Genomic DNA, 12179 nt, shown 5'->3' on the forward strand with positions numbered 1-12179 from the left:
AGAGTGATTTCTCAGCCGACAGATGAGCTGAGTTCATCCATTGAGGAAATCATGAGGAAGTTGCCGCCGCTCGGCGCACTCAGGGTCTTTGAAGCGGCCGCCCGGCGGATGAGCTTCAAGCTGGCGGCCGAGGAACTGAACGTCTCGGCCACTGCCGTCAGCCACCAGATCCGCCAGCTGGAGGAGATGCTGGAGACCAAGCTCTTCGAACGAGGGACGCGGCAGGTCCGGCTGACCACTGCGGGACAGGTGCTCTTTCCGGTGCTGCGTGATGGCCTCGACCGTTTCGAGCAGGCGATCGCCGACATGCGCCGGCAGGAGGCGAGCAAGGTGGCGCGGTTGACGTCCACCGTCGCCTTCGTCGCCAAGCGCCTGGCGCCGCTTGCCGGTTCCTTCCGCGAAGCCTATCCCGAGTGGACGCTGAGGCTGGACGCCTCCCACCGGATGGTCGATCTGGAGGTGGATGCGGATGCTGCGATCCGCCTTGGCGGCGGTGATTATCCGGGCCTCGTCACCGAACCGCTGTTCGCCGATCGTTTCGCCCCGGTTTGCGTGCCGCGACTGGCGCCGGCCAGTGCCGCGGACCTCAAGCACGCGACGCTCATCCACTACGATTGGGGCACGCTGCGCCGCCACGATGCGCGCGCGCCGGTCTGGCGGCAATGGCTGGAACGGGCTGGCGCCACCGATGTCGAGGCCGGCGCGGGGCTTTCCTTTACCGACGAGATCCATGCCGTGCAGTCGGCCATCGCCGGGCAGGGAATTGCCCTCTTGAGCCTCACGCTGGTCGCCGAGGAGCTTGCCTCCGGCATTCTCGTCCAGCCGTTCGACCTGACGCTGGAAAGCGACCGATACGACCTGGTCTACAGTCCGCGCATGGCGGACCGGCCAGCGACCCGCGTGCTTCGCGATTGGGTGCACGCGCAGTTCAGCGGCGATGCCTGATCTGTGAGGTGATCTCGTTCAGTCGTCGAAGCCGAGGAAGTCCGGCGCCCAACGGCGACTGGTGAGGCGCAACGAACGGTCAGGCTCGATGATATAGGTCTCGTAGACCTTGCGGCCGTAGGAATCGATGAACTGGTGCGGGACGATGCTGCCGACGGGTGCCTTCTTCAGCTTGGTGCGCGGTTGCCCGCCATAGGTGATGCTGCCAGGAATCGGTTGCATGTTCGGCGAGTAACCGTAGCTGATGTCGGGGCCGGTGGTCGCCGTGCAGCCACTGAGCAGCAGCACGACGGAGAGGGCGGCAAAAGCGTGTTTCATGTCGGCGATCCTCAGAATGGCTGAGCCTGGCCCACACGGCGTCAAGCGTCAGGCGGAAACGCCTTGGACGATCGTTGCCGGTGCGGTCCAGCACTCTCTTCTAAAGTGTAGCGCTTAAACGGAAATTTCCAAGTTCTGTCATGCGGATTCCGGCAAGCAATGCTTGCAAATGTTCACGGCTTGTCCCAGTTGTGGAATGCCTGATCGCGACAGTTGCGGCGGGCTTGTGCGCAACCCAGCGTTCGGGTGCGTTCCGAGCTTTTTTGGACGCGCCTTTGGGGGCGAAATGGCAGCGTGGCACTATGTGATCGGGTCGAGCGACACGGGCCCGTGAGCGACAACATTTTGCTGGTGATGATCGCGCGGGACGAGCTTTCACCTGCTGGTTTGGCGGCAGGGACACGGGGAGCGGATCCCGGCCTGCGACATGGCCTAAATCAAAGCGGCCTCCGCCGCGCGACGCCAGGACCCGGACCGTCCGCCGACGTGCCGCCGCCAGTGCCCGGATATCCGCTTGCCCGGCCATGGCCCCGTTTTCTGGCGCGCATTTTCGACATGCTGCTGCTTTACATACCGGCTGCCTTGGTGGCCCGCCGCCCCCGATGCAGACCTTCGTCAAACCGGTGATAAGCTGGCAGACGACGTTCGAGGCCGCCTGGCACGTCGAGGATCCCGCGCGCGACAACATGCTCTTCGCGATCAGCGCGGACCAAGCAAGCGGCGGGCACGAGCAGGTCCCGGCAACAATGAACGAACGGCCATATGCCGAGGTGCTCGCCGAACTGCAGGCGAGGGCGGGATACGAGGCGAGCGCGGACTGGACGCCGGTTATGATCAACGGCCAAGGGGCGCCTGGCGATGAAGTCGCTCAAGGAACCGGACGCCACCGCCGAGATAACCATTGCGCTGCGCGGGCGAGACGCCTGGCGGATGGTTAGATTTCTGATGAAGGGCAAGAAGCGGGGCGAGGCGATCGATACGCTGAAGACGGCCGTATTCGGGACCATCGAGTAGCGGGCGGCAGGGGCTGTCGCCTCGCCGCCGGGCGCGGCCGGCGGTCCATGCGCTTCGCACTCATGCCCAGATTTGTCGCTGAGATGAATTCCGATTTGCCGAAACATGGGTTACGTCTTGTGTGAACTTCTGCGCGGATTGCGCGTTTCGGCTTGTGTCGGCCGCACGTTCCGTCCCGCCCAGTCTCTTTGCTGAACCCGGATATTGCATGACCGCCGAACAGTCTCTCGCGTTTCTCGTCATCGGCGCCATGATGGTCTTCTTTATCTGGGGGCGGTTTCGATACGACGTGATCGCCTGTTCGGCGCTGATGCTGGCGGTCGCCGTCGGCATCGTGCCTTACGATCATGCCTTCGATGGTTTCAGCGACGACATCGTCATCATCGTCGGCAGCGCCCTGATCGTCAGCGCCGGGGTGGCGCGCTCGGGGATCGTCGACGCCGCCATCCAGCGGTTCCTGCCGAACATCTCGTCGGTCCGGGCCCAGCTCGCACTGCTGGTCATCACGGTGACAGTGCTTTCCGCCTTCATCAAGAACATCGGGGCGCTGGCAATCATGCTGCCGGTCGCCTTCCAGTTTGCCCGGCGGTCGAATGTCCAGCCTTCGGTCTTCCCGATGCCGATGGCCTTCGGCTCGTTGATCGGTGGGCTGATGACCCAGGTCGGCACGTCGCCGAACATCGTCGTCTCACGGGTGCGCCAGGAGCTGACCGGCGAGAGCTTCACGATGTTCGACTTCACGCCCGTCGGCGCGACGCTGGCGCTGGTCGGCTGCATCTTCCTGCTCTTTGCCTACAAGCTGGTGCCGCAGCGCTCCAGCAGCCAGGTCTCCGTCCATTCGGCGATCGAGATCACCGATTATACGTCCGAGGCGGTTGTTGCCGCCGGTTCGCCGGCGATCGGCAAGGCGCTCAGCAATCTGGTGAAACTGGGCGACGGCGGCGCCGTCGTCATCGCCATCTTTCGCCGCGGCCTGCATCTGGCGCCGCTTCCCGACGTTACCCTCGAAGCCGAGGACATCCTGATTTTTGAAGGCGGTCCGGGAGCGCTCGATCGCATCGTCTCGCAAGGCAAGCTGAAGATTGCCGGCGACCGCGCGCCGCATGGGCGGGAAAAGGCCGGGGACGAGATCGAGGCGATCGAAGCTGTCGTCGGCAGCGGTTCGCCGCTCGAGGGCATGTCGGCACAGCGCCTGGCGCTGTTCAACACCCACAACATCAACCTGCTCGCCGTCAGCCGCCAGGGCGAGAGGCTGAAGCAGCGGCTCGGCAGCATTCGCTTGAGGGCAGGCGACATCATTGTGCTGCAGGGCGCGCGGCGCGAACTGACGCTCTTCCTGCAGGAGTTCGGCTGCCTGCCGCTGGCGCAGCGCGAGATCCTGCTTGGCACGACGCGAAAGGCACCGCTGCCGCTTCTGGTTCTGGCGGCCGCGATGGGCTCAACGGCAGTTGGACTTGTGCCGGTGCCGATCGCCTTTTTCGCGGCGGCCCTCGCCATGGTCGTCTTCCGCATCATCCCCTTGCGCGATTTTTATCGCTCGGTCGATGGGCCGATCCTGGTGATGCTGGCGGCGCTGATCCCGGTGAGCGATTCCTTGCGCACGACCGGGGGCACCGATGTCATTGCGGCCTGGCTCGGCACGGTTGCCGCAGGCCTGCCGCCGGCCGGCGCGCTGACGATCATCCTGCTTGCCGCCATGGCGGTGACGCCGTTCCTCAACAATGCCGCCACCGTGCTCGTTATGGCGCCGATCGCCGCGAGTTTCGCCGGCGCGCTCGGCTACAAGCCGGAAGCCTTCCTGATGGCAGTTGCCATCGGCGCCGGCTGCGATTTCCTCACGCCCATCGGCCACCAGTGCAACACGCTGGTCATGGGGCCGGGCGGCTACAAGTTCAGCGACTATCCGCGCCTCGGCCTTCCGCTGTCGGTGGTGATCGTGATCGTCAGCATCCCGACACTGATGCTGGTGTGGCCGCTGCGCTAGGTGTGGTGCGAGTGGCGCCTCGCCGGCAGGGATGCTCGCATAAATAGCCGCTACCGTGTACAGGTAGACGCGCGGTAGCGCCCGCCACAGATTTGCCTATCCGTGAGCGACAACAGGGAGAAGATGGCATGAGCCCCAAGCCCACCGGCCACGTCAGTGGCAATGACCTGATCCTGACGCGCACGTTTCATGCACCCGTCGCCGACGTCTGGACGAGCGTGACAAAGTCCGAGAGCACCGCGCTCTGGTTCGGCCGCTGGGAAGGCGTAGCGGGGCCCGGCAAGACCGTGCGGCTGCAACTGCTCCATGAGAAAAGCCAGCCATGGACGGATGTCCTGATCGAGGAGTGCGCCGCGCCGCACCGCCTGGTCGTGGTGATGAAGGATGACGCCGGCGAGTGGCGCATCGCGTTGACGTTTACGCAGACGGGCGACACGACGGAGCTGCGCCTGGTTCAACATCTGAGCGACCCGAAACTCGCAGGCGACGTCGGGCCGGGCTGGGAATATTACCTCGATATGCTGGTCGCCGCGCGCGCCGGCAAGGCTTTGCCGTCATTTTCAGACTATTATCCGGCGCAGAAAGCGCACTTTCTGGAAGGCGTCTAGCCCCTGGAGGTCGTCAGTCGGACGGGCGCGTTCGAAACAATTTGCGGGCGCTGCCGCTGTGGGCCGCGCGTTCTTGTGTCGTAACGAGAGGGCGCGCCGCGGCGGGGTTGTCCGGTCGGCTGGCCCCCTCGCAACCGCACCTTCTCGCAGTTCGACACCGAGCGGAGCCTCGCTGCGCTACGCCAGAACGGTGACGAGCACGGCGCCCCAGAGCGCCAGCAGCACGTTGCCGATCGCGTAGCCGAGACCGTAGCCGAGTGTCGGGACCTTGCTTCCGGCCGCCTCCTGCACGGCGGCAAGCGCCGGGGCTGAGGTTCCTGCCCCACAGCAGGTGCCGGCGAGCACGCCTTCGTTCATGCCGAAGACCCAGCGGCCGAGCGCAAGTGCGGCCAGATGCGAGATCAGGCAGATCAGCAGACTGGCGATGACCAGCGCCGGGCCGGACTGGACGAGGCCGGCGACAAAGCTCGGGCCGGCCGAGATTCCGACGCAGGCGATGAAGGCGCACAGCCCGACGCTGTCGAAGAACCAGAGGGTTGCCTCCGGCACGAAACCGAAGGTGCGCCGGACCGAGCGCAGCCAGCCGGCGCAAAGGCCAGCGATCAGCACGCCGACGGCGACGCCGAGGCCGATTTCGAGCGCGCCGAGTTTCAGGGCAGGGATGCCGATGAGGCCGCCGAGGAAGATGAAGACGCCGACAAAGACCATGTCGGTTGCGGTGGTCTCACGGTCGGCATAGCCGAGCAGCTTCGCCACCTCCTCGACATGGCGTCTGGCGCCGGCAATCGACATCACGTCGCCACGGCGGACGGTGAGGCCAGGAAAGATCGGGATCGGCTGGCCGGCGCGCAGGATGCCGCGCAGGAACACCGAGCGCGCTTCCGGCTGCTGCCTCAGCTGCCACAGGCGTTTTCCCGCAACCTCCTTGTTCGTCACCACGATATCGAGCACTTCAACCGGGATATCGAGCAGCGTGCGGTCGTCGATCTCGGTGCCGATCCGACTGGAATATTCGACGAGGAAGCCGCGAAGACCGGCAACGGCGATGATGTCTCCAGCCTGCAGGCGCTCCTTGGGCGTTGGGGTGATGATCTCCTCGCCCCGGCGGATCTGCTCGATATAGGCCTTCTGGTTTTCGGGAACGCGCGCTTCGGCTTCCGCGACCGTCAGCCCCACGAGGGCGTCGGCGATGACGAAGGCGCGCGCCTCGATTTCGCGCCGTGCGGTGTCGCCGCTCGTCTGCGGCGCGATCTTCAGTTCGGCTTCTAGCTCGGCGCAGGCCTCCTTGAGGCTGCGGCCAAACATCCGCGGCGCCAGTTGCGACTGGACGAGGATGGCGGTCACGACACCGACGAGATAGGCGACGGCAAAGCCGGTCGCCACGGCGGATTCGAACTGGCTCGCCGCTTCCGGCGTCGGTGCCGTCTTGCGGAAGGTGTCGATCGCCACGCCGACGGTCGCCGATTCCGTCGCGCCGCCGGCGAGCACCCCGGCTGCCGTTCCAAGATCGAAGCCGAAGAGCATCGAGAGCACGATCGCAACGGCAAGCGCGACGACGCAGAGCGTGACGGTGACGGCGATCTGCGGCAGCGCGTCGGCGTTGAGGCTCTGGAAGAATTGCGGGCCGGTGCGGTAGCCGATAGCAAAGAGGAAGAGCAGGAAGAACGCCTGCTTGACGTCGTTGGAGAGCACAGCACCGGTCTGGCCGATCAGCACGCCCGCCAGCAGGCAGCCGGTGACGGCGCCGATGGTGACGCCGAAGATGGTGATCTTGCCGACCGCGTAGCCGATGCCGAGCGCGAGGAACAGGGCAAGCTCCGGATGCGCCCGCAGGATGCTGAACAGGTGGTCGATCACGCGGCGGTTCCTCCCGGTGCCAAGCCGAAGAAAGCCGCTTCAGCTGGATGATGCGCTGGTCGCTGAGCCGGCGGAAAGAAAGTCGCCAGCCGGAGATGCGGGGATGCTTGTCGGCCGAGGGAAACACTGGCCAGGCGTTGGGGAAGGGCGGCCGGCATGGCTGCCGGCCGCCCGATCGGCTAGCTGATCTTCAGGCCTTTGGCGGCCTGGTAGGTCTGGACGTAACCGCGCGCCACCGAGCGCACGGCGCGGCCGATCTGCGAATAGGCTTCGTCATTGAGGTTGGCGAAGGAGACGCGTGCCGACCAGCTCGGCGCATCGAAACCCGAGCCGTTGAGCAGCACGATGCCGTGGTCCTCGGCAAGCCGGAAGGGAATGTCGAGCGGGTGGATGTTGTCCTTCACCCAGGTGACGACATCCTCGCCGACATATTTGCGCAGCCAGAACTCGAAGTCGATGATGCCGTAATAGTGGTCGAAATAGATGCCCGGATTGGACTCGACCCCCATGCCCTCGATCAGGTTCCAGAAGCGCTTGGTGCAGATGGCGATGCAGGCCTTCTGGTAAGCCTTCTCGACGTCCATCAGCTCGACCAGGCCGAAGAGCGTCATCATCACCTGCTGGGGCAGCGACAGGCCGGCGGTGTGGTTCAGCGCCACGTCGCGGCTGTCGGCGACGATGCGGTCGATGAACTTCACCTCGCGCGGCTTCGGCGTCATCGCCTTGTAGCGTTTTTCGAGGAGCTTCTGGATCGGTTCGCCATGGGCCTTGATCTTCTCGTCGAAGATGTTGTCCTCGGCGACGGCAATGACGCCGAGGCGCCAGCCGGTGCAGCCGAAGTACTTCGAATAGGAGTAGACGCCGATCGTGTTGCGCGGCAGATGCCCAAGCAGCGACTGGAAGCCCGGAACGAAGGTGCCGTAGACGTCGTCCGTCAGCACGATCAGGTCGGGGCGCTTCTTGTTGACGAGGTCGACAAGGCGCTTGATCGAATCCGGATCCATCGCCACTGCGGACGGGTTGCCAGGGTTGACCAGGAACAACGCCTTCACCTTGGGGTTCTCCAGCGCCTTGATGTCTTCGTCGGTGAACTGGAACCGGTCCTCCTGCTCGGCGCTGACGTTGATGGTCTTGAGATCGTAGTCCTCCAGCTCCGGCATTTCGAGATAGGGCGTGAAGATCGGCGTTCCGAGCGCGATCGTGTCGCCGGCGTTAAGCAGGCGGGCGTTCTTCAGTGCCTTGAAGATGTAGCACATGGCGGCGGTGCCGCCTTCGACCGGGTAAAGGTCGAACTTTGCCTTCGGTCGGTGGCCGGCGCACATCGCCCACATCAGGTATTCGTGGGTGATGATCTCGTTGTGGTGCAGCGCCCGATCGGGAACCGGATAGTTGTCGCCGATGATCGAGTCCGTGAGCTCGTGCACGAAGGCGTCCGCATCGAAGCGGAAGGTGGTGATGGCGTAGTTGACGGCGTCGGAAAGCGTCTTTGCCGGCGGGATGCCTTCATCCTCTTCGTCCCAGTCGGCCGTGTTTTGCAGCAGCTTCTTCGTCCACTTTTCGAACCGCGCGTGGGCGCCGTCCTTCGGCGGCATGCCGGCCACACCGGCCTTCGGGTCGTAATAGGCGCGCTTGGCTTCCGTCAGCGCAAACTGGCCGAGCAGGAAGAAGGCTTCGCGAGCGCGTGTCGCCGTCCAGTTCGGGTTGCCGCGGCCGGCATTGAGGAAAGCCTTGGCGGATTTCTGTGAGCTCGACTTGGCGAGCTTGATCAGTTCGTCCTTGATTTCGAACGGGCTGAGATCGGAAAGGCTGTCGTAGAAATTTCTGTCCAACATGGTCCACACTCCCTGTGATCTATGCATTTTGAACGATGGTCGGCTTCGCCCGTTCGCCTCAGGCGAGCATGATGACGATGACGAGGCCGAAGATGGTCAGCAGCGTGTTTCCGATGGCGTAGGGCATGCCGTAGCCGAGCGCCGGCACCTTGCTCTTGGCCGCCTCCTGGATCATGCCGAGCGCTGCCGTCGTCGTTCGCACACCGGCGCAGGCGCCAAACAGGATCGCCGGGTGGAACTTGAAGACATAGTGGCCGAGGAGCACCGAGGCGATCATCGGGATCGATGTGGCGACCACGCCCCAGATGAACAGCGAAATGCCGACCTCCTGCAGGCCTGCGACAAAGCCCGGGCCGGCGCCGATCCCGACGACGGCGATGAAGATGTTGAGGCCGAGCGTGTTCATCAGCCACAGCGCCGGTGACGGGATGCGGCCGAAGGCGGGGTAGGTGGTGCGCAGCCAGCCGAGCACGAGGCCCGCCAGAAGCGCGCCGCCGGAGGTCGAAAGGCCGATCGGGATGCCGCCGATCGTGATCGTCAGCGCACCGATCATCGCGCCGATGAAAAGCCCCCAGCCGAGAAAGGCGATGTCGGTCGTCTCGACAGGCCGGTCGGCAAAGCCGAGCGCCTTGATCGCCGCTTCGACATGGCGTTTCGCGCCACCGATGGTGACGATGTCGCCGCGCTCGACCGTCGTCCCGGGCAGCACCGGGATCTCAACCAGCGAGCGGATGATCTTGCGAGCATAGACGCCGCGCGCCCAATCCATGGTGCTGACTTCCGCCAGCGTCTTGCCGGCGAGCGCCTTGCTGGTCACGTAGACATCGAGGACTTCGGCTTCCGCGTTGAGCAGCTCCTTGTCCTCGACCTCGAGCAGCTTGTTGTCGAGGTTTTCGACGAGCAGCGAACGCCGGCCCGAAAAGGCGACGACGTCGCCCGGCTGCAGCACGGTGTTGCCATCGGCCTCGATGATCTGGTCGCCGCGCCGCAGGCGCTCGACGAAGACGCGGATCCCGGGAAGGATGTCCTTGACCGGTTTTCCGGTGAGCCCGCTTGCCGCGTCGACGCGATAGGCCCGGAGGCCGAAGTCGTGATAGGCGCGCGTAATGCCGGGCTCGCTGCTTTCGCTGCCACCGCCGAGCTTGGCCTCGTATTCGCGGCAGGCCGCCGGAAGGTCGATGCCAAGAAGCTTGGGACCGAGCTGGGCGAGGATGATCGCCGAGCCGATCGTGCCCCAGATATAGGTCACCGCATAGGCGATCGGGATCTGGTCGGCAAAGGTCTTGGCCTGCTCCGGCGTCAGCCCGAGCGAATTGATCTGGTCGGTCGCAACCCCGATTGCAGCCGAGATCGTCTGCGAGCCGGCATACATGCCGGCGCCATAGCCGAGCGGCAGCCCGGCAATCAGCGCGCAGAGATAGGGAACGACGAGGCACAGCACCAGCACGGAGAGCGCAAAGGCGATCTGTTTCGGTCCATCGGTGCTCAAGCCCCGCACGAATTGCGGCCCGACGCCGTAGCCGACGGCGAAGAGGAAAATCAAAAACAGGGTGGATTTCAGGTCGCCGGAAACCTGGATACCCAGCTGTCCGATGAGAACGCCCGCAAGCAGCGTGGCGGTGACATTTCCAAGGTTGAACCCCGCGACCTTGATCGGACCGATGAGGAAGCCGATGCCGAGGGCGAGGAAGACGGCGACAGGCGGATAGGTCCGAAGCGTGTCGACGAAGAAATCAATGGGATTCACTGATGCTATTCCCTTCTGAAAGTTGAGTTGCCGTCACTTCATTTCGGGATCTGCGCGGCTAAGTTGAGCTTGTTTCCGAGGCTTGTCGATGCCCAATCTTAATCCCGGCAATTGTCGCTTCGGTTGTCGAAATTCTCAACGGGCATAGGGTTACGTGAGCGTAACGTATGTTACATTTCAGCGTTTTTACTTGGGGTTGGGGATCGAGGCCGCCGCGATGTGTCGGTCGCATTCGATCGCAAGACCGCGGCACTGGCCCGGATCGCGATGGCACTTCAACTCTGGTGTTGTAATTCGTAACGTTATCTCCCAACGTGAGGCATGAGGCGTTTTCTCTTGGTTATGCTTGGAAAAGTTGCTGGGCACGGAACGGCGCGTCTTGCTGCTTGCGATAGGGGCGGCAGAATTTCGTGGGCTTGAGAAAAAAGCGGTGTCGTCTCCGCAAGGCGGCCGGTTCGTAAGGTGACGAGGAGGGGAAGCAATGATGGACGAGGTTATCCGAAGGCTCGGCGCACTTGGCGTTCAGCTCCCGACGCCGCCGAGGCCGCTCGGCGCCTATCGCGCGGTGATCGAGGCGGGTGAGATGCTTCATGTTTCGATGCAGGGGCCATTGCTGGACGGGCGCTTCGTGCATACGGGGCTGCTCGGGCGCGATGTGACCATCGACGAGGGGCGCAAGGCCGCAGAGTTGGCAGTGCTCAACGCGCTGGCGCAGATCCATGAGCATCTCGGCCGTTTCGAGCGTATTCGCCAGATCGTCCGGCTGGAGGGACATGTCGCCTGCACTGAGGATTTCCTGGAGCACCCGAAGGTACTCGACGGTGCTTCCGAGCTTCTGGCGGCCGCCTTTGGCGAAAGGGCTGGCCATGTTCGCTCCGTCTGCGGCGTGCGCAACCTGCCGGGCAACGCCTCTGTCGCGGTGACGCTGACGGCCGAACTCTTGCCGCCGGAGTTCTGAGGTAGCACGGCACGTCTTTTAGCGTGGTCGCTATCGCGGGCGTCGGATTGTGTCCGGCGCCCAATTTTCGACTTGCGCTACGTAATGTTATTTTATAACAAATCTCGCATGACGAAACGCCGCATGTTGATAGATCCCTCCCGCCTGTGTCGTGCGGTTGTCTCATCCGCCGATTCATGCGAGGAAGGCGTTGATGGTGCTGCGTCCGCGACAATGCGGAAGCGGCTGAAAAGGGAACACGGAACGGACGACCCTGATGGGGCCGAGACCGTGGCTGCCCCCGCAACTGTGAGCGGAAAGCGCATTCACACCATGTCACTGGTCGAAGACCGGGAAGACGTGGATGCGCCACGACCCGCGAGCCAGGAGACCTGCCATCGAACCGATCAACCACAACGGACGGGGTGTTCCGATGGAAAAGAACTGGCTTTCATACGACGGTTTTCCGTCCTCTTGCCGTTTCGCCATCTCTTGCCGTCAGTCCGGCGGAGGGCAGGAATGGCTGAGCCGAATTTCCGACAGCACAAGATAACGGTCTGCACCGATTGCCGCTTCACCGGCGGCCCATGCGTGCCCGGTGCCGAGCTGATCAAGCGGCTCAACCTGAGCATCGCAGCGCTCGGCGCACCGCTCGATCGCGATTTCTCGATCGCCGGAACGGTCTGCATGGCGGCCTGCACGCGGCCCTGCACCATCGCCTTCCAGGCGACGGGGAAGGCGACCTATCTCTTCGGCGACGTCTCGCCGGAAGAGGACATCGACGATCTCGTGCGCTTTGCCACAACCTATGCCGAGCGTGGCGATGGCATGACGCGGGCGGCGGAACGGCCGCGCGGGCTGAAAGGCAAGACGCTTGCCCGCATTCCCGCGGCGATGCTCGTCTCCGAAGATCTCGGCGGGCACTTCCAATGAGGTC

10 protein-coding genes and 1 riboswitch are annotated in these 12179 nt (G+C 64.0%); of the genes, 6 read left to right on the top strand and 4 right to left on the bottom strand.

Annotated elements, in window-relative coordinates:
* Positions 1-51: 51 nt before the first annotated feature.
* Entirely contained in the window at positions 52-945 is an 894-nt protein-coding gene (locus ASD63_RS02610; RefSeq protein WP_034788068.1) for a LysR substrate-binding domain-containing protein, read from the top strand.
* A gap of 18 nt (positions 946-963) precedes the next feature.
* Here ASD63_RS02610 and ASD63_RS02615 read toward each other — a convergent pair whose 3' ends face one another.
* Positions 964-1263: a hypothetical protein gene (locus ASD63_RS02615; protein WP_034788071.1), complete on the bottom strand. Its 300-nt coding sequence runs from the start codon at positions 1261-1263 to the stop codon at positions 964-966.
* An 858-nt stretch (positions 1264-2121) separates the two neighbouring features.
* Between ASD63_RS02615 and ASD63_RS34825 the strand changes: the two genes are divergently transcribed.
* The 3 genes from ASD63_RS34825 (at position 2122) to ASD63_RS02630 (ending at position 4869) form a co-directional block, all read left to right on the top strand.
* On the top strand, positions 2122-2277 hold the full coding sequence (locus ASD63_RS34825) for a hypothetical protein (RefSeq protein WP_156552968.1): 156 nt from the start codon (positions 2122-2124) through the stop codon (positions 2275-2277).
* A gap of 208 nt (positions 2278-2485) precedes the next feature.
* Positions 2486-4261, top strand: a complete 1776-nt coding sequence (locus tag ASD63_RS02625) for an SLC13 family permease (protein ID WP_060528775.1) — start codon at positions 2486-2488, stop codon at positions 4259-4261.
* Positions 4262-4389: 128 nt separating this feature from the next.
* Positions 4390-4869, top strand: a complete 480-nt coding sequence (locus ASD63_RS02630) for an SRPBCC family protein (RefSeq protein WP_034788082.1) — start codon at positions 4390-4392, stop codon at positions 4867-4869.
* Positions 4870-5046: 177 nt separating this feature from the next.
* Here the strand turns inward: ASD63_RS02630 and ASD63_RS02635 are convergent, their stop codons facing one another.
* From ASD63_RS02635 to aspT, 3 genes are all read right to left on the bottom strand, one after another.
* Positions 5047-6726: a TrkA C-terminal domain-containing protein gene (locus tag ASD63_RS02635; RefSeq protein ID WP_051659120.1), complete on the bottom strand. Its 1680-nt coding sequence runs from the start codon at positions 6724-6726 to the stop codon at positions 5047-5049.
* 179 nt (positions 6727-6905) lie between these two features.
* On the bottom strand, positions 6906-8558 hold the full coding sequence (locus tag ASD63_RS02640; protein ID WP_051659121.1) for a bifunctional aspartate transaminase/aspartate 4-decarboxylase: 1653 nt from the start codon (positions 8556-8558) through the stop codon (positions 6906-6908).
* Between the two features lie 58 nt (positions 8559-8616).
* Entirely contained in the window at positions 8617-10305 is a 1689-nt protein-coding gene (aspT, locus tag ASD63_RS02645; protein ID WP_226020693.1) for an aspartate-alanine antiporter, read from the bottom strand.
* Positions 10306-10786: 481 nt separating this feature from the next.
* Between aspT and ASD63_RS02650 the strand changes: the two genes are divergently transcribed.
* On the top strand, positions 10787-11263 hold the full coding sequence (locus tag ASD63_RS02650) for a RidA family protein (RefSeq protein ID WP_200949942.1): 477 nt from the start codon (positions 10787-10789) through the stop codon (positions 11261-11263).
* A gap of 177 nt (positions 11264-11440) precedes the next feature.
* A riboswitch (cobalamin riboswitch) is annotated at positions 11441-11657 on the top strand.
* 104 nt (positions 11658-11761) lie between these two features.
* Positions 11762-12175 (top strand): DUF1636 domain-containing protein, encoded by a 414-nt coding sequence (locus tag ASD63_RS02655; protein WP_034788085.1) that lies wholly within the window; start codon positions 11762-11764, stop codon positions 12173-12175.
* Positions 12176-12179: the final 4 nt, after the last annotated feature.

The organism is Ensifer sp. Root558 (assembly GCF_001427045.1).
Classification (GTDB): domain Bacteria; phylum Pseudomonadota; class Alphaproteobacteria; order Rhizobiales; family Rhizobiaceae; genus Ensifer; species Ensifer adhaerens.